At 65.2% G+C, this 16315-nt stretch carries 16 protein-coding genes and 1 pseudogene; 5 read left to right on the top strand and 12 right to left on the bottom strand.

Annotation, left to right across the window (positions count from 1 at the left end; genetic code table 11):
- Positions 1-127 precede the first annotated feature (127 nt).
- The gene (locus D575_RS0112115) at positions 128-1168 is read left to right on the top strand and encodes a GGDEF domain-containing protein (protein ID WP_018146187.1); all 1041 of its coding nucleotides are present in this window, start codon (positions 128-130) and stop codon (positions 1166-1168) included.
- Positions 1169-1184: 16 nt separating this feature from the next.
- Here D575_RS0112115 and D575_RS0112110 read toward each other — a convergent pair whose 3' ends face one another.
- The 3 genes and pseudogenes from D575_RS0112110 to mscL form a co-directional block, all read right to left on the bottom strand.
- A complete protein-coding gene (locus tag D575_RS0112110) occupies positions 1185-1952 on the bottom strand; it encodes an ABC transporter permease (RefSeq protein WP_018146186.1) in 768 nt (255 codons plus the stop codon).
- Positions 1949-2917 carry a daunorubicin resistance protein DrrA family ABC transporter ATP-binding protein gene (locus tag D575_RS0112105; protein ID WP_018146185.1) on the bottom strand — a complete coding sequence of 323 codons (969 nt, stop codon included), beginning with the start codon at positions 2915-2917 and terminating at the stop codon, positions 1949-1951. Before D575_RS0112105 ends, D575_RS0112110 begins: the two co-directional genes overlap by 4 nt.
- Positions 2918-2984: 67 nt before the next feature.
- Positions 2985-3385 (bottom strand): annotated as a pseudogene (gene mscL, locus D575_RS13695) (large-conductance mechanosensitive channel protein MscL).
- A 226-nt stretch (positions 3386-3611) separates the two neighbouring features.
- Between mscL and D575_RS0112095 the strand changes: the two are divergent.
- Positions 3612-5105 carry a plastocyanin/azurin family copper-binding protein gene (locus D575_RS0112095; RefSeq protein ID WP_018146183.1) on the top strand — a complete coding sequence of 498 codons (1494 nt, stop codon included), beginning with the start codon at positions 3612-3614 and terminating at the stop codon, positions 5103-5105.
- 159 nt (positions 5106-5264) lie between these two features.
- On the opposite strand, the gene D575_RS0112090 is transcribed toward D575_RS0112095, so the two are convergent.
- Together D575_RS0112090 and D575_RS0112085 are read right to left on the bottom strand one after the other, a co-directional pair.
- Positions 5265-5612, bottom strand: coding sequence for an antibiotic biosynthesis monooxygenase (locus D575_RS0112090; protein WP_018146182.1), 348 nt, complete (start codon positions 5610-5612; stop codon positions 5265-5267).
- A 263-nt stretch (positions 5613-5875) separates the two neighbouring features.
- A complete protein-coding gene (locus tag D575_RS0112085) occupies positions 5876-6178 on the bottom strand; it encodes a DUF3817 domain-containing protein (RefSeq protein ID WP_018146181.1) in 303 nt (100 codons plus the stop codon).
- A 109-nt stretch (positions 6179-6287) separates the two neighbouring features.
- Here D575_RS0112085 and D575_RS0112080 point away from each other — a divergent pair, with 109 nt between their 5' ends.
- Positions 6288-6905, top strand: a complete 618-nt coding sequence (locus tag D575_RS0112080) for a class I SAM-dependent methyltransferase (protein ID WP_018146180.1) — start codon at positions 6288-6290, stop codon at positions 6903-6905.
- Between the two features lie 38 nt (positions 6906-6943).
- Here the strand turns inward: D575_RS0112080 and D575_RS0112075 are convergent, their stop codons facing one another.
- From D575_RS0112075 to D575_RS0112060, 4 genes are all read right to left on the bottom strand, one after another.
- Positions 6944-7216 (bottom strand): hypothetical protein, encoded by a 273-nt coding sequence (locus tag D575_RS0112075; protein ID WP_026182151.1) that lies wholly within the window; start codon positions 7214-7216, stop codon positions 6944-6946.
- 164 nt (positions 7217-7380) lie between these two features.
- Positions 7381-9015 carry a methyl-accepting chemotaxis protein gene (locus D575_RS0112070; RefSeq protein ID WP_018146178.1) on the bottom strand — a complete coding sequence of 545 codons (1635 nt, stop codon included), beginning with the start codon at positions 9013-9015 and terminating at the stop codon, positions 7381-7383.
- A gap of 264 nt (positions 9016-9279) precedes the next feature.
- Positions 9280-9912 carry a hypothetical protein gene (locus D575_RS0112065; RefSeq protein ID WP_019612536.1) on the bottom strand — a complete coding sequence of 211 codons (633 nt, stop codon included), beginning with the start codon at positions 9910-9912 and terminating at the stop codon, positions 9280-9282.
- A gap of 69 nt (positions 9913-9981) precedes the next feature.
- Positions 9982-10611: an alternative oxidase gene (locus tag D575_RS0112060; protein ID WP_018146176.1), complete on the bottom strand. Its 630-nt coding sequence runs from the start codon at positions 10609-10611 to the stop codon at positions 9982-9984.
- Positions 10612-10847: 236 nt separating this feature from the next.
- Here D575_RS0112060 and D575_RS0112055 point away from each other — a divergent pair, with 236 nt between their 5' ends.
- Both D575_RS0112055 and D575_RS0112050 read left to right on the top strand, forming a co-directional pair.
- The gene (locus D575_RS0112055; RefSeq protein WP_018146175.1) at positions 10848-11267 is read left to right on the top strand and encodes a rhodanese-like domain-containing protein; all 420 of its coding nucleotides are present in this window, start codon (positions 10848-10850) and stop codon (positions 11265-11267) included.
- Positions 11268-11432: 165 nt separating this feature from the next.
- Positions 11433-12362, top strand: a complete 930-nt coding sequence (locus tag D575_RS0112050; protein WP_026182150.1) for a hypothetical protein — start codon at positions 11433-11435, stop codon at positions 12360-12362.
- 87 nt (positions 12363-12449) lie between these two features.
- Here D575_RS0112050 and pyk read toward each other — a convergent pair whose 3' ends face one another.
- From pyk to D575_RS14245, 3 genes are all read right to left on the bottom strand, one after another.
- Positions 12450-13913 carry a pyruvate kinase gene (gene pyk, locus D575_RS0112045; RefSeq protein ID WP_018146173.1) on the bottom strand — a complete coding sequence of 488 codons (1464 nt, stop codon included), beginning with the start codon at positions 13911-13913 and terminating at the stop codon, positions 12450-12452.
- 293 nt (positions 13914-14206) lie between these two features.
- Positions 14207-14791, bottom strand: a complete 585-nt coding sequence (locus D575_RS0112040) for an ion transporter (protein ID WP_018146172.1) — start codon at positions 14789-14791, stop codon at positions 14207-14209.
- A 294-nt stretch (positions 14792-15085) separates the two neighbouring features.
- Positions 15086-16246 carry an IS30 family transposase gene (locus D575_RS14245; RefSeq protein WP_081612150.1) on the bottom strand — a complete coding sequence of 387 codons (1161 nt, stop codon included), beginning with the start codon at positions 16244-16246 and terminating at the stop codon, positions 15086-15088.
- Between the last annotated feature and the right edge of the window lie 69 nt (positions 16247-16315).

Here is a 16315-nt window from a genome sequence, read left to right as displayed (position 1 = left end):
GCGGGGCGGTGTCCCAGCCTCGCGTGCTGCCAAACGGCATTGGCGCGAAGTGATTTCGCACCGTGGGCGCCCCGGACGATCGAACCGGGGCGCCCGCGGCCCTCACCGAATCCATGGGATCAACGCAATGTCCAGCAGCCGTGATCTGCTTGACGGACTGGCCCACCTGACAGGGATTCGCAATGCCCAGCGTCTGGAATACAGCCTGCTCAAGACGCTGGACGACATCTACGAGAATGCCTGCATCTGGGCGATTCAGCTTGATGTCGAAGGCCAGCCCCGGAGCCTGCATACCTTTGATCGCAAGCACGATGCCGTGATGACGGTGCCGTTCGACCCCAAGGATCAGCCGGTCCCTGACGGGTTGCTGGAGCAGGCGTTGGCAACCGGTCAGCCGGTTGCCGAGGCCGATGCGTCCGGTCGTCGGGTCTCGGACTTTCCGATGTCCGGGCTCAACGAGTTCAGTATCTGCCTGGTGTTTTCATTCGATGGCGACGATGCTGACGAGTCCCTGGATGCCCGCCTGGTCAAGAGCTTCCTTTCGGTGTATCGCAACTTCGTCAAGCTGATTGATGACGCCCAGACCGATGAGCTCACCGGTCTGCTTAACCGCAAGACCTTCGACGACAATTTTCGCGACCTTGCGACACTGGAGCGCAGCGTCCACCGGCCGGGCCTGGCGGAGGACCGCCGCCAGGAGGCCGATCCCGAGGAGACTCAGATCTGGCTGGGCGTGATCGACATCGACGACTTCAAGAAGGTCAATGACGGATTCGGCCATGTCTACGGCGACGAGGTGTTGATTCTGCTCGCGCGGCTGCTGCAACAGAGTTTCCGCGACAATGACTTGGTCTATCGCTTTGGCGGCGAGGAGTTCGTGGTGCTGGCCGAGCTTGCCGGTGCCGACAGGGCGGCCGCAGCCTTCGAACGCCTGAAACACGCGGTCGCCGCCTACACATTGCCGCGAGTCGGCCGGGTCACGACCAGCATCGGCGTGACCCAGTTGCGCCCCTACAAGACCGCCAGCGTGGTGCTGGACGAAGCCGATCAGGTCCTGTACTACGCCAAGGCAAACGGCAAGAACCAGGTCTGTTTGTTCGACCGCCTGGTTGCCGAAGGCGCGATTCAGCCGCCCACGATCAGGACCGGGGAAATCGAACTGTTCTGACCGCGCTTGTCAGCCGCTAACCGCGCGCTAGGCGGCGGTTGAGTGCGTAGACCGACAGCGGCGCGAACACCAGCACGATGCCCAGTGCCCAGGCCAGCGACCAAAGTGCCGGCTCAAGGGCCGGACCATCGGCATTCATCAGTGCGCGCGCCGCGTCGGCCAGCAGCGACACCGGGTTGGCCTGCACGAAGCCCTGCAGCCACGGTGGCATCGTATCCACCGGCACGAAGGCCGAGCTCACGAAGGTGACCGGGAACAGCGCGGTAAAGCCGAACAGCTGCACGTGCTCCGGGTCGCGTGCGATGACGCCGACCAGCACCATCACCCAGGAAAAGGCCACGGCAAAGGTCAGCACCAGCGCCACCATCGCCAGTAGATGGGCCCATGAAGTCTCGAGGCGAAAGCCCAGCAGGAATCCGACGACCAGCAACAGGGCAATACACAGCAGCTGCTTGACCACGTCCGCCAGGATGCGCCCGGCCAGCGGCGCCCAGCGCGGGATGGGCAGGGCGCGAAAGCGGTCGAACACGCCGCGGGTCAGGTCGGTGTTCAGGCCGTGGCCCACGTACACGGTGACGAACAGCATGTTCATCACGATCACGCCTGGCAGCACGAACGCCAGGTAGTTCTCTGGCGAGCCGGCAATTGCCCCGCCGAATACGAACAGGAACAGCACCAGAAACAGGATCGGCTGGATGCTGTAGTCGCCCAGCTCCCAGGGGTTGCGCCGCACCTGCACCAGGCTGCGCCAGGCCAGCGCCAGGGTCTGATCGAGGGCCTTCATGGCGTGTCCTGCGCGTTGCCCGACTCTTCGCGGCTGGCCCCGCTGCGCCCGGTCAGGGACAGGAACACATCGTCCAGACTGGCGCCGCGCAGCCCCAGCTCCGCGACCTCGATGCCGGCGGCGTCCAGCTCTCGCAACAATGCGGGCAGCAGGGCCGGGTCCGACACCGGTACGCTGATCGTTTCGCCCTCCACACGGGGCGGGGTGCCCACCATCGCGGCGACCCGCTCGCCGGCTGCCGCGGCCTGTTCCGCGCGGGCCACCATCAGGAACAGCGAGCGTCCGCCGACCCGGGCCTTCAGTTGTGCGGCGGTGCCTTCGGCGATCACGCGTCCGTGGTCCAGTACTACGATGGAATCGGCCAGGGCGTCGGCTTCCTCCAGGTACTGGGTAGTCAGCAGCACGGTTGTGCCGTCGGTCTGCAGTTGGCGGACACGCTCCCACAGGTCGCGGCGGGCCCGCGGGTCGAGGCCAGTGGAGGGCTCGTCGAGGAACAGGATGCGCGGGCGCCCGACCAGGCTGGCGGCCAGATCCAGCCGACGCCGCATCCCGCCGGAGTAGGTCTGGGCCGGGCGCTGGCCGGCCTCGCGCAGGTCGAAATCCTGCAACAACTCGTCAGCGCGGGCCCTGGCCTCACGGCGTTTCAGGCCCAGCAGGCGGCCGATCAGGATCAGGTTCTCCCGTCCGGTCAGCTTCTCGTCCACCGAGGCGTACTGGCCGGTCAGGCCAATGATCTCGCGCACCCGAGCGCCGTCGCGAGCCACATCGAAGCCGCCTACACGGGCGACCCCGGCGGTGGGCGTCAGCAGGGTGGCGAGCATCCGCACCACGGTTGTCTTGCCGGCGCCGTTTGGCCCCAGCAGGCCCAGTACGTGGCCGGCCGGCACCCGCAGATCCACGCCGTCCACGGCCCGCGTACCGCCAAAGTCGCGCACCAGGCCTTCCACTTCGATGGCGTTGTCCAAACTCGTCTCCCTGTTCGATGCCCTTGCTGAGACGCCGTCTGGCCGTACCGGTTCCTCAGCGTGTCCCTCAGTCGTCTTGCCGCACCTTCAGCAGGTCGCGGATCTCCGTCAACAGTTTCTGGGTGCCGCGGGTTCCTCCGGCTTGGCCTCTTCCTTGCGCTGCAGGCGGGCGATCCCCTTGATGGCGGCGAATACCACCACGGCGATAATCAGGAAGTCCACCACGCGCTTGATGAACAGTCCGTAATTGATCGTGACCGCCGCCACGCCGTTCTCCGCCTCGCGCAGCACGATCGCGAGTTCTCCAAAGTCGACCCCGCCGATCAGCAGGCCGATGGGTGGCATCACTACATCGGATACCAGTGATGACACGATTTGGCCGAACGCCAGCCCGCTGATGACACCCACGGCCATGTCGACCACGTTGCCACGCGCCACAAACTGCTTGAACTCGTTCACGATGCCCATGGCCCCTCTCCCGTCGATGGATGTTGCTCGATCTATAGGCCACAGCCGGGGCGGTTGCTATGGAAGGACGGCGGGGAAGGTCCCAGTTTGCACGGGGGATACGTCAGTCCAAGTGCCGCGACGTTGCGCTCGACGCGCGTGATTTTGCGGCGCGACGCTGTGAATAGATGCATGGTCTATAAAGGTTATAGCGGAGCGTTGTGGATCCGCTCCAGAGGAGGGGGCAATGAAACGACCAGAATCGGCATATCCTTCGGCCATCGGACGTAATCCACTGGGTGCCCATTTCGCGGCCGGGCTCGCGGTGGTCCTGTTGTGGTATTTCGCCTCAGTGGCCCAGGCGTCGATGGGGCCGGATTTCACCGAGCTGTTTGCTGACAGCGACTTTATCGAGATCATCGAGCGTGACGAGGGGCTCGAGACCCGGCCGACCGGGTATGTGCACCCGGATGCCGAGCCGGATCATGTATTCCGGATCGATCTGGACGAGGGGCAGGTGCCGATCGGGCAGGGCGTGGTCTACGACGGCTTCCTGATCGACGGGAAACTGCCCGGGCCAACCTTGCGGGTGACCGAGGGCGACATCGTGCGCATGGAGATCACCAACAGCGGCGATGTGATGCATGGGGCGTCGATCCATGCCGCCTATACCCAGACGTCGAAGCACGTGGGAAACATCCTCCCCGGGCAGACCAAGTCGGTCACCTTCCGGGCAACCACGCCGGGCGTTTTCATGTATCACTGTGCCCCGGGTGGTCATGCCATCCCGATGCACGTGATGTTTGGCCAGTACGGGATGATCGTGGTCGAGCCGCGCGATAAGTCCTACCAGCTGGAGGCGGATCTGGGACAGGAGCCGGACCTGAAGCTGTACATGCTGCAGCACGAGCTGTACGCCAGCGGCAAGGAGGCGGTGGAAGGCGATGTCAGCTATACCGCCTTCAATGGCGAGCTGTTCCGCTATGTGGAGAATCCCATCCCGGTCCGTCCGGGCGACTACGTGCGCATGTACTTCCTGAATGTCGGCCCCAACCTCCTGTCCACCTTCCATATCGTGGGCATCCTGTGGGACTACGTGTACTGGCAGGGGCACCCGGAAGCGCAGTGGCCCGGCGGGCAGACGGTAACCGCGGGCCCCTCGGACTCCTGGGTGATCGAGTTCCGCATCCCGCCGGAGGAAGGCGTCTACACGATGCTGGATCATGGCGTCGGGGCCACCAGCCGTGGTGCCATCGGGCTGCTGGATGCCCGAGCGGACGCGGACACCTCCTCCGAGATCCTGGCCGAAGGCCCCTCGCACGAGCCGGCAGAGCGTGCGGAACGGATCAGTGAAGCGCGGCGTGTCCTCGCGCCGTTCGGCATCCCCGCGGCGGAGGCCAACCCGGTACCCGCCCGGGCGGATCGCCCCGTCCGGTTCGGGGCGGATGTGGACGAGGTCGTGATCGAGATGAAGGGCAATTCCTTCTACCCGAAGGTGGTCGAGGTGGCGCCGGGCACCAAGATCACCTGGGTGAACGAGGATGTCTTTACCTATGGTTTCGGGGAGACCTCGGGTGCGCACAATGCCGTCGCCATGCGTGGCCCGCAATCGTTCGCCACGGCGATGCTGGGCCACGCCGAGAGCGACAGCGTCACGCTGACCGAGCCGGGCACGTACGACTACATCTGTGCCCCGCACCCTTACATGGAAGGCCGCATCATCGTGCGCGATCCCGGGTAAGTCAGCGCTGAGTCAAGCCATCCTGGCCTTCTCGGAGCACGGGGGCTGCAGCGTGCCGTAACAAAATGCCAGCCTATCAGGGTTTCCTGAACACTCGGCAGGCCTGCTGGACGCGGCTCGATCGCAATCGAGCCGCGTGTGGCGGGTTGGTGGCGAGGGTCAGGTTCCGTGGGCGCTGCGGGAGTCGTCCGGCGCCTGGTCGCGGTCGTGCATGCCGTAGTCGCGCACGACCTCGGCCACGCGCAGGCGGTAGTCGGCGAAGATGCCGCCGCGGCCGGCCGCCTGCACCTGGCGGTGTTCCTCCAGGTTGCGCCATTCCCGAACGGCGGCTTCATCCCGCCAGAAGGACAGTGACAGCACCTTGCCCGGTTGGCTCAGGCTCTCGAAACGCTCGATGGAGAGGAATCCGTCGACGTCCTTCAGGTGTTCGCGCAGACTCGCGGCCGTATCCAGGTAGTCCTGTTTGCGTTCGGCGTGTGGTTCTACTTCGAAGATTACGGCGATCATGGTGGGCTTTGCTTCGGCCGGGATGAAGGGCCGATTAAACCACGTGAATGCCGGTGCTGGGGATGGGGTTCAAGGGGCGAGGAGCCCGTTGGATTGATTACAGCGCCCCCCGGACTCCGCCATCCCGGCCGGAGCGAAGCGCAGAGCCGGGATCTCCTGCGTTGGCGACTCCCCCAACGGCGGAGACCCCGGCTCGCCGCTGCGCGGCGTCCGCGACGAAGGGCAGGGGCGCGGGCGGTTGGAGGGCTGGTGATGAGTGGGCTTCAGGCTGTATCGGGGGTGCTCGCGGTCGGCGTCTCGCGCCGGATCAGGTGGTCGACGTAGAGAAAGCCGAAGGGCACCACTCCAAGGAACAGGACCAGCAGCCATTTCCAGACTGTCCACCCGCTCAGGTGGCTGGCGATCAACGACGTCGCGCCATAGACGATGAACAGGATGCCGTGCACCCAGCCCACGTAGGTCACCGCCAGTGGCATATCCGCGTAGGTGCGTAGCGGCATGGCGACAAAGAGCAGGGTGACGAGGGAAATGCCCTCGACAATGCTGATCAGGCGGAAGAATTTCATAGGGCTGGCCCGGCGGCATGGGAATCGGCGCGGAGGGTAGCACACGGGGCCCGAACGCCTGATAACCTTCCGGTACGAGAAGCCTTTGCTCCGGTAACCAGGAACCCGCATGAGCACCAAGCCGCACTGGGAAGACGTCTACCAGACCCGCGCCACCGATGCGGTGGGGTGGTATCAGGCGGAGGCGCGGACGTCGCGGGCCCTGATTTGGGCGGTGGCGCCGGCCCCCGATGCCGCGATTGTCGATATCGGTGGCGGTGCCTCGGTCCTGGTGGACGAGCTGCTGGCAGAGGGCTATCGCAACCTGACGGTGCTCGATCTGTCCGGGGCGGCGATCGAGAAGGCGCGCGAGCGGGTCGGGGAGCGCGCCGCGGCGGTCGCATGGCAGGAAGCGGATGCACTGGAACACGCGTTTCCGGAGGCAGCGCTTGATGTCTGGCATGACCGCGCGGTGTTTCACTTCTTGATCGCCGCGGATCAACGGGCCCGATACGTGCAGCAGGTGCAGCATGCCCTTCGCCCGGGTGGGCATATCGTAATCGGGACCTTTGCGCTGGATGGCCCGGAAAAATGTTCCGGCCTGCCGGTGCAGCGGCATTCCCCAGAGACCCTGCAGCACGCGTTCGGTCCGGGTTTTGCGCTGGTGAAGTCGCAACGCGAGGTCCACGTGACCCCGGGCGAGACCGAGCAGCCGTTCAACTGGTGCGTGTTCCGCAAGAACGACTGATCCCGAGTGCTCCACGTTCAGCGGTGCCGCCGCGGCGATCAGCGGCGTTTGACCTCCGCGGCATGGGCCTTGGCCCGGGCGCGGATCTCCTCGAAGAACAGCATTTCCCAGCGGGTGTTGTGTTCCTCCCGCGACAGGGCCCCGGTGTCCTGTTGCTCGCGTTCCAGGCGCGCATCCGCCGCGCCCTCCGCGTCATCCAGGATCTGCTTGAAGCTCTCTCGTGCCGCGGCCGCCTTCGGATCGATCCCCTGGCGCTGCAGGACATCGGCCAGCAAGGCTCCCCCTTTCTTCCACTTTGACCACAACCTCATGCGAACTCCTTCGGGACCACACGGAAGCACGCACGTGTGTGTTCGAGCCCATCCTGCCCGCAAGCGCTTGCGGTCGCCACCCCGCAGCCATTGTGCCGCCCGAATCGGCGTCGGCCGCGTGAAACCCGCCGGGTCCGGCGCTGCCGCAGCCCCGTGCATCAAGGTCACGCGATGCGGTAGGCGGAGGCCAGGTCGCGTACGCGCGAGGCGATGTCCGCGACCTCCTGGCTGGCGGTCGCCGTCTGGCGGGCCCCGTTGGCGGTATCGCCGGTGATGTCATTGATGGCGTAGATATTCCGGTTGATCTCTTCGGCCACCGCGTTCTGTTCTTCCGCCGCGCTGGCGATCTGTGTGGTCATGTCGCTGATTCGGCCGACCGCTTGGACGATGGATTCCAGCGCTTGCCCGGCGCGTTCGGCGTCGTTGCTGGTGGCTTCGGCCATTTCGCGGCCGCGGCCCATCGCGGTGACGGCGTTGCGGGTGCCCGCCTGCAGCGACTCGATCATCGCCTGGATATCCGCCGTGGAGTCCTGCGTGCGCGAGGCGAGGGTACGCACCTCGTCGGCGACCACGGCGAAGCCGCGTCCCTGTTCGCCGGCGCGGGCGGCCTCGATGGCCGCATTCAGGGCCAGGAGGTTGGTCTGCTCGGCAATGCCGCGAATGACGTCGAGCACCGAGCCAATCTGCTGCCCCTTCTCGTCCAGGTTGCGCACGGATTCCTCGATGGTCGCGACTTCGCCCGATAGGCGTCCGATGTCGCTGACCACCGTGCGCACCACTTCGCCACCCGCGCGGGATTCCTGATCGGCTTCCTGGCTGGAGGACGCGGCATCGGAGGCATTGCGCGCGACCTCCTGCACCGTCGCGGCCATCTCGTTCATCGCCGTCGAAACCTGTTCGGTCTGCGAGCGCTGCTGGTCGATGTTCCCGTTGGTCTGGGTACTGACGGCGGACAGCTGTTCCGCGGCAGAGGCCATCTGGTCCGTCAGCGTGCGCAACTCGCGGATCGAGTCCTGGAATTGGTCGAGCATGCTGTTCAGGGCGCCTGCAGTGGCGCCGATCTCGTCGTCGGAGCGAACGTCGACCCGGCGCGAGAGGTCATGGTGCTCGGCGATCTCCGTGAGTGTCTCGCGCATCCGCGAGATCGGGAGTGCCACCGAGCGATATGTCCACACCCCGGTGACCACGACGATGATCAAGACCACCAGCATCAGCGCGCCGCTGCGCACCAGAACCTGGGTGTAGAACGCCGATACCCGCTCGGCCTCGGTCCCGGCAACATCGATCTGCAGGTCGACCAGCTGGGTGATCTGGTCGCTGATCGGATCGATGGTGTCGTACAGGGGACCGTTGAAGGCGTCGAGCTCGCCCTGGACATCGCCGGACATCCCGCCAAGAGCCCCCTCCAGACGGTCCAGGTGGGCGTTGGCTGCGCGGAACAACCCGCGGGCACCATCGGCCAGTTCCTGCTCACGGGGCGTCAGGGTCGTGGCCAGGTAGGCGTCCCAGATCTCGGCGATCTCCTCTCGTGCCTCACGGACGTCGGCGAGTGCCTCTTCCGCCGTCATCCGTCCGGCGTCCGCCTTGTTGACCGCGTCGATGACCAGCACCGCATAGTTGTCGGCGATGGTCTTCAGCTGCTGCAGGGGCACGACGCGGTCGTGATAGATGTTTTGCACGCCCTTTTCGATGTTGGCTGTGCCGCGGGCGGCCAAGGCCGCCAACAGCAGGAGCGCGGCCACGGGTACCACGATGGTGATGACCAGCTTGGATCGAACGGAGAGCGAGCGGAAATTCATGGGCGGTCCTTGTGTGGCCAGTATTGGGAGCAGCCCGCAACCTCGGGCCATGACCACAGTAAACGGCCTGGCCGGCCAAACCTTGAGGTGGATCACCCGTTGCGACGTCCGCTAGAGTCCGCCGCCAGCCGGTTCGAACGGGTGTCGGGCCTGCGCGGTTGGCGGCGTATTTGTTAGGGGTTCCGCGGGGTTTGCTGCGGGGCCGACTGACGAAGCAAGAGGCAAGGTTTGAACCCAAAGGTCGCGAAGGTCTCGCGTTCTACTTCATCTCGCGGACGGTCCGGACGACAGGGTCTCGCGGATGCGCCGCACGTCGCGCACATACTCCAGCATGGCTGTCATGGCATCGGCGAACAGGTAGGCGCCGAACAGGACCATCCCGCCCGCAAACAACCCGGCGAGGGGCCACAGGATCGCCGTCAGGATGGCCAGTCCCCAGCTCGCCGGTTCCACCAGCTCGGCTTCAAGGCCGAACGCGGCCACCGCAACGCCCGCAAAGGGCTCGACCGCCGTCAGGGAGATGACCGACAATGCCAGTGCGAGCAGCACGAAGGCAATCGCCAGCAGTTCGCCGACCAGCCGTGTGCAGACGACAACGCAGGTGATGGCGGGATAGTCCCGCGTCGCCAGCGCGCCCAGTGCGCGGGCCCTTCGCCACAGGAGAACGACCCAGGCCAGCACCGCAACGGCAAAGAGGGCCTGCAGCAACACCAGGGATGCGACCGGCCAGGGCACCTGCGGCGTTTCCTGTGCCAGTGTCCAGAGCGTCACCGATGTCAGTAGCCCGCCCAGGCCCGTCAGGACCGCCATACCGCGCAGCCCCCATCCCGCCAGCCGCTGCAGGGGGAGTGCACCCTCGGTCCCGCCGGTTGTCTCGTCGTTCACGGCCGTCTCCATGTCGTTCGCATACGGCCACACGATAGTGCCCGAAAACCGGCCCCGTCAGGTCGCGGGAGAGCGCCCGGGTCAGTCTTTCTTGCCGAGCAGGTCGGCGAAGCCGTGGTTAACGTCCCGGTGGCCTGCCTCGTCGGCGCGTACCGCGCGGATCACGTCGGACAGGCGGGCATCTTCCGCAAGGTTCCAGTACTGGATCGCGCGTTCCGGCGCGGCGACGTTATCGAGCCCGCCGGACTCCACTTCCTCCAGGTACTCGGTATAGCTGACGACCGCTTCCTCTTCGAAGTAGCCTACGATCCGGTGCGCCGTACGCGACGAGATGATGTAGATCATAAAGAACAACGTGTAGAAGAAGCCCTGCGCCAGGATGATCAGGAAGCGCTCCAGCCAGTTGGGCGAGGTGATCTCGATGAAGGTGAGCAGGTGCATGCGCTCGTTCTCGGCCTCGTCCATCAGCGTGCGGATCCAGCCGTGGTCATCCTCCATGCGCCGCAGCGAGCGCAGGTGCTGCAGCGTGGCGCCCACCATGCCGGGGACGCCCGCAACCGTCTCCAGGACCACGGCGCGGTGTCCGTAGCGCCGGGCAAAGAAGGTGTCGGCGAAGAATCGCATCAGCGAGGTAAAGCCCCGCGCGACGCGGTCGGAGAAATCCCGGGGTTCGTGATGGCGGCTCAGGTCGATGTCGTGGTCGTTCGGCATGCTGCCCCTAACGCTGATCAGTGCGCCGTTTCAGGCGGCAGGTATCCATGGAGCATAGAACCCGCCGTCTGAAATGTCGTGGGGCCGCTTCACAGAGCGTGAAACCCCATGCATGACAGAAGCCCGGACCGGGTTTCTGATGTCCAATGTCGAGGTTGTGGATGCAGCGGTGCAATCGGGGGAACCGGGAGCCGAGAAGGCGGCCTCAGAGAGAGGCGAACATCAAAGGAGAGCGCATGGCGAACGAAACGAGCAAGCCGCAGCTGGAGATCAGCGTGAACGCGGCGCGCGAACTGGTCGATATCGGCCTGGCCGTGTTGCTGGATATCCGTCAGCCCTTCGAACTGGAGCTGGAAGGCGCGGTAGAAGGTGCTGTCCCTGTGCCCCTGTTCCGCCTGAAGCAGCTGCTGGGTCGCGAGCTGTCCGAGGAGGAACAGGAACTGCTGGATGCGGACGAGCCGGACGAGCGGGATTTCCAGCACTTCATCTCCCTGATCAACCGCCACCACGTCACCCAGGACCAGATCCTGCTGTGCCTGTGCAACAGCGGCCGCCGCAGCCTGCGTGCCGCAGAGCTCCTGCGGGACCTCGGGTATGCACGCTGCCTTTCCGTCCGGGAAGGTTTCCGCGGCTGGACCAGCAAGGGAGACACATGATCCATGGGCATGTTCGCCCGTGCTGATCGCGGATATGGGCTATCTAAGGAGGTGAGTGGGGGCGATTTCGCCTCAATGGTCACTGTTTCGGGCCCTGACCCGGGGCCGACCCCGTCATGACCGTCAATGGGCGCCGGCCGGGTGATTCTACGGAGGGGCGCTGCCATGCTTCGACTGCCGGCCGTTCCGTTTGCCCACCAATCCTGGTGCTGCCGACTGCGCATCGTCGCGCTTGTCGGGTTGGCTCTGCTTGTCGGAAGCCCTCTAGTGGCGCATGCGGATGGCGCCGAAGACTGGCTGGCCGCCATTGCCGAATCACCGCTGGGCGAGCCGATTGCCGTTACCTCCACTGTGCAGGGCGGCGTCGTCGAGGGGGCGGTGCACGCCCGGCTGCCGTATTCGTTTGCGCTGGTGGCCAGTGAGCTGGAAGCGCTTTCGGCGTGGTGCGAAATCACCGTCCTGCACATCAACATCAAGAGCTGCGTCTACCGCGAGGGGGCGGACGCCTTGCTGCACCTGTACGTGGGCCGTGCGCGTTACGAGCAGGCAGAGTATGCAGAGCGTGTGGAGCTCGTCAGGCGGTCGGCCCAGATGGGTGAGGACTGGCTGCTGATCGAGCTGGAGGGCGATCGTGGGCCGTACGGAACCCGGGATTACTCCATCGTCGTCCACGTCGTGCCGCACGACACGGGGACCCTCGTCAACCTCGAGTATTCGTTGCGCTTCGGGGTGATTGCCCGGCTGGCCGCGCTCGTCTACCTCGCCACCGGGGGACGCGAGCGGGTGGGTTTCACCGTGGTCGGTTACGAAAACGGCGAGCCACAATACATCGGCGGCCTGGAAGGCATGATCGAGCGCACCGTCATGCGCTTCTATCTTGCACTGCAGGCCTGGCTCGACGTCCGCGACCGGCCGGCTCAGGAGCTCCTTCTGGCCCGCCTGGAACGCTGGTTCGACCTGACCGACGAATACCCGCGCCAGCTACGCGAGCTGGACCGCGAGACCTACCTCGAACAGAAGCAACGCGAGTACGCGAACCAGCAGAAGCTGCAGGATGCCCCACCGCCCCGCCGGCGCATCCTGCCCCTGGACTGACGGGCTATCCGAATCTCCCTGTCCTTGCAGCTCGGACAGGAGGCGGGTGTCGTGTTCTTCCGTCTTCGGCCGCAGGGGGGGTGTGGGTCAGGGGTGCTCCGGTGCGTCGGCGTATTGCTGGCGGGGGCGGTTGAGTTCGAGCAGTTCCAGGCGGTGGTTGCCGGTCGGATGGGGCCCCGAGGGGCCCTGGACGAGGAGGGCGAGGCCGTCGTCGATGCCGTGCTCGGTGAGCCACTGGCGCGCGAAGTCGTTCCAGTCGGCGCGGTCCTCGGCGACATCCACGGGGTGGACACCGTAGGAAAACTGCAGGCCCTGGGCGGTGGCCGGGTTCGGGGTGAAGGCGGCGATCCAGCAGGGCAGGCGCAGGCGGGCGATGCGCCGGGCGGTGGCCCCACTGGCCGTAGGCGCCAGCGTGACCCGTGGCAGGCGCCGCTGCGCGGTGTGCAGTACGCTGCGCGCGATCAGGTCGACGGCTCGGTCAAGACCTGCCTCGTCCGGGTCGTCGGGGCCGTCGGCGCTGATGCCGCCGTCGCGTTCCGGTTCGATGGAGCGGGCGATGGCCGCCAGCATCGCCACGGCCTCCACCGGGTACAGCCCCATCGCCGACTCGGCGGAAAGCATCACGCAGTCGGTACCGCCGAGGATGGCGTTGGCGACGTCGGTGGCCTCGGCGCGGGTAGGGCGGCGCGAGGCGACCATGGACTCCAGCATCTGGGTGGCGGTGATCACCGGGCGGTTGTGCCGGTTGGCGCGGCGGGTGATGCGCCGCTGGGCGAGGGCGATGCGCGCGATCGGGATCTCCACTCCGAGATCTCCGCGCGCCACCATGATGCCGTCGGCGGCCTCGAGGATGCCGTCGAGCTGCTCCAGCGCGGCAGCGCGCTCGATCTTGGCGATGATGAAGGGGGCGTAGTCCAGTGCTTCTGCCGCCTTGCGCACCGCAAGGATGTCGTCGCCGTCGATCACGAAGCTTTGGCTGACCGCATCCACGCCGTGTTTCGCCGCAAACCGCAGCCATTGGTGGTCGTCCGTGGTGAAGGCGCGGATGCCGAGATCGATGCCCGGCAGATTCAGGCCCTTGCGTGAGCGCAGTTCGCCGCCGGTATGCACGCGGCAGATCACTTCGCTGCGCTCGACCGTCACCACCTCCAGCTCGATGAAGCCATCGTTCAGAAACAGGGCATCGCCCGGCTGCACCGCCTCCGGCAGGCCCGCGAACGAGACGCTGACCCGCGAGGCATCGCCAATACAGGCCTCGGTAGTCAGGGTGATGGTCTGGTCGGTGTGCAGTTCGATCGGCTCTTCCGCCAGTTCGCCGATACGCATCTTCGGACCGGGAAGGTCACCGAGGATGGCGACGCGGGTGTCGGTCGCGCGCGCGGCGTCGCGGATGCGGCCGATCAGCTCGGCATGGTAGGCGGCATCGCCGTGCGAGAAGTTCAGCCGAGCTACATCGAGCCCGGCCAGCATCATGCGCCGCAGCGTCTCTGGTGAATCGGACGCGGGCCCAATGGTGGCAACGATCTTCGTCTTCTGCGCGGGAAACGGCATGGGCGGGTTATTCATCCGGGCGGTGTCTTAGGAGGGTAGACCGTCCGCGGGTACCTGTCGCCGTGCCCGTGGCGTGTCCATGTGCGGCCGCTGGAATCGGTATACGACCTTCGTAGACGACCCTCAGTGCGATGCGTCCGCTTTAATCGTGGCGTAACCCTGCCGGAGCAGTGATAGCGGCCCGTTGGGTCGAACGTTCGGACCATCGGAACAACATGGGTGTCCTCTTCTTCCTGGTCCTGGAGCAAGAAGGATGAGCGAGATAACAGCACAACCCATCGAGCGGTTTCCGTTTATTCGTTCATGTCTTCGCGCTTTGAGCGCTCCTCCTGACGTCGCTTGCGAATGGTGCTGGACTTTATGAATGGCAGGAGTTTCAGCAGCCCCGTAACAAGGCGTGAACGATAGTACTCGACGCGTACGATGAAGCGGACAGCCCAGTGTTCCTTACCCAACTTTTCCTTGGCCTCTGTTATCGCGGCACTGCTGCCGGCATTGCGGACGCTGGCCAGGCGGAACAGTTCAATCTGTCGGAGCAGGGCCGTGTGTCGCAGCAGCGGCAGGGGACGGAGAAGTCGGATCAGGCGAGTGGATTTGAGTATCTCGTGAAGCAGTGGAAACGAGAAGATGATAATCAACACCGACAGCCAGTTTTCTTTGGTCGTCTTCCAGCGGTCATGCGAGATGGCCATGTAAAAAGCATACTCGACCACGAACACGGCCCAGATCAGCCAATCGGCGACCGTGATCAGGGGGTGTTCCACGTCTAACCAGTAAGTGATCGTCAGCGGTACGGTCAGTATGGCGGCAATGATGACGGCAGCGGTCAGGTAATTGCTGAGCGATTCTTCAAGCGCCGATTCAAGCTTCAGTCGCACCGGCTCCCTCCCGCTACCCTGAGTGGCCGCCTTCCAGCGCACGAATGGCAATGGATAACGTCACGCGAGGGATTCGTGCCTTTGCATGGCGCGTTCGTCATCAACACAGACTGTTCGCCACCATAGGCCGAGGTCAGGCTGGCGTCGGTACGGTGCCAAACAAAGCGGTTTCGAGGCTCTTTGCGGCGGAAAAGCCCGCCTTTTCTCCAGCAGGGCGAGCGCCGCGGTTGACGCCAGGAGCCCGTACCGCTGGGGTCGGTGAAGGCCGGCTGCAAGAAGATGGGGATGGTGCGTTCAACCGGTCGACGCAACAGTGGCCATGAGTTTATCCGCCGGGGAGATGAAGCCCAAGGTTTTCCGCGGTCGCCGATTCAAGCGGAGGGCGACTTCATCCAGGTCGGTCTGTGAGAAGCCTGCCAGTTCTGTACCCTTGGGGAAGTACTGGCGCAGCAGGCGGTTGGTATTCTCGTTGGTGCCGCGCTGCCAAGGACTCTGCGGGTCACAGAAGTAGACCTTCACATCCGTGTCGGCGGTGAAGGCCTTATGGCTGGCCATCTCGCTGCCGCGATCCCAAGTCAGGGAGCGCCACATCTCGCGCGGGAGTCTGCGGACCTCGCGGCTGAGCGCGCTCGCGACACTCGCCGCATCCTTGCCTTGGACCTTCACCAGCATCGTAAAGCGGGAGTGGCGCTCGACAAGCGTGGCGATGTGGCTGTTCTTCGCCCCGGAGATCAGGTCTCCCTCCCAGTGGCCCGGTATCGCACGATCTTCCACTTCCGCCGGGCGCTCTCGGATCGAGATTGCATCAATGATCTGGCCGCGAGGCTGTCCTTCCGTGCTCGCAAGGCGTGAGCGGCGCATCATCCGTCGCGAACGCAGGTGCTTCAGCAGTTCTTTCTTGAGTACGCCGCGAGCCTGAATGAAAAGGCTGCGGTAAATCGTCTCGTGGGAGATGTGCATATTGGACGCGCCTGGATACTGAACCCGTAGCCATCCTGCGATTTGCTCGGGCGACCAGTCCAATCCGAGCTTCTCTGCCACTATTTGTTGCAGTGGGATATGCGTTGCGAGCCGACAGGGCTTGGGGCGCCGCGCCCGATCCCACGCCCGACTATCGGCCACAGTGGCGCGATATGTGCGCCGGGTGCCGTGGCGCGCGATCTCGCGGCTGATCGTGGAAGGGGCGCGCTGGAGGGTCGCGGCAATCTGACGGATCGTTGCCCCGCCAGCAAGGCTGCGGGAGATCTCCTCGCGCTCTGAGGGCGTCAACGCCAGACGGGACCTGCGACGCTCGGCAGGGGCAATTCCGCCACACGCGGCGACGACGCCATGAATCGAACCAGCCTGCTTGCCCAGCGCTCGGCCAATGTCACTTAGCGACTCGCCAGCTTGCCACCGTGCCCAAAGCTCAGCCCTCTGTTTGGCCGAGAATCCCGGCCTCCCCATTGGCTCCATATGCAACACCCCCCAAACGCAGTATTAGGACCGAAGGTGTTGCATCGATCAATTGAACTCACCATCTCT

The sequence above is a fragment of the Thioalkalivibrio sp. AKL6 genome (genome assembly GCF_000376905.1).
Classification (GTDB): domain Bacteria; phylum Pseudomonadota; class Gammaproteobacteria; order Ectothiorhodospirales; family Ectothiorhodospiraceae; genus Thioalkalivibrio; species Thioalkalivibrio versutus.
This window is presented reverse-complemented; position numbering and strand designations above follow the sequence as displayed.

Excerpts from the sequence above, each read along its gene's own strand:
- D575_RS0112075 (WP_026182151.1), bottom strand. The coding sequence starts at position 7,216 with ATGAGGTTGTGGTCAAAGTGGAAGAAAGGGGGAGCCTTGCTGGCCGAT.
- D575_RS14245 (WP_081612150.1), bottom strand. The coding sequence starts at position 16,246 with ATGGAGCCAATGGGGAGGCCGGGATTCTCGGCCAAACAGAGGGCTGAG.
- D575_RS0112085 (WP_018146181.1), bottom strand. The coding sequence starts at position 6,178 with ATGAAATTCTTCCGCCTGATCAGCATTGTCGAGGGCATTTCCCTCGTC.
- pyk (WP_018146173.1), bottom strand. The coding sequence starts at position 13,913 with ATGCCGTTTCCCGCGCAGAAGACGAAGATCGTTGCCACCATTGGGCCC.
- D575_RS0112065 (WP_019612536.1), bottom strand. The coding sequence starts at position 9,912 with ATGGAGACGGCCGTGAACGACGAGACAACCGGCGGGACCGAGGGTGCA.
- D575_RS0112095 (WP_018146183.1), top strand. The coding sequence starts at position 3,612 with ATGAAACGACCAGAATCGGCATATCCTTCGGCCATCGGACGTAATCCA.
- D575_RS0112080 (WP_018146180.1), top strand. The coding sequence starts at position 6,288 with ATGAGCACCAAGCCGCACTGGGAAGACGTCTACCAGACCCGCGCCACC.
- D575_RS0112050 (WP_026182150.1), top strand. The coding sequence starts at position 11,433 with ATGCTTCGACTGCCGGCCGTTCCGTTTGCCCACCAATCCTGGTGCTGC.
- D575_RS0112090 (WP_018146182.1), bottom strand. The coding sequence starts at position 5,612 with ATGATCGCCGTAATCTTCGAAGTAGAACCACACGCCGAACGCAAACAG.
- D575_RS0112115 (WP_018146187.1), top strand. The coding sequence starts at position 128 with ATGTCCAGCAGCCGTGATCTGCTTGACGGACTGGCCCACCTGACAGGG.
- D575_RS0112055 (WP_018146175.1), top strand. The coding sequence starts at position 10,848 with ATGGCGAACGAAACGAGCAAGCCGCAGCTGGAGATCAGCGTGAACGCG.
- D575_RS0112060 (WP_018146176.1), bottom strand. The coding sequence starts at position 10,611 with ATGCCGAACGACCACGACATCGACCTGAGCCGCCATCACGAACCCCGG.
- D575_RS0112110 (WP_018146186.1), bottom strand. The coding sequence starts at position 1,952 with ATGAAGGCCCTCGATCAGACCCTGGCGCTGGCCTGGCGCAGCCTGGTG.
- D575_RS0112070 (WP_018146178.1), bottom strand. The coding sequence starts at position 9,015 with ATGAATTTCCGCTCGCTCTCCGTTCGATCCAAGCTGGTCATCACCATC.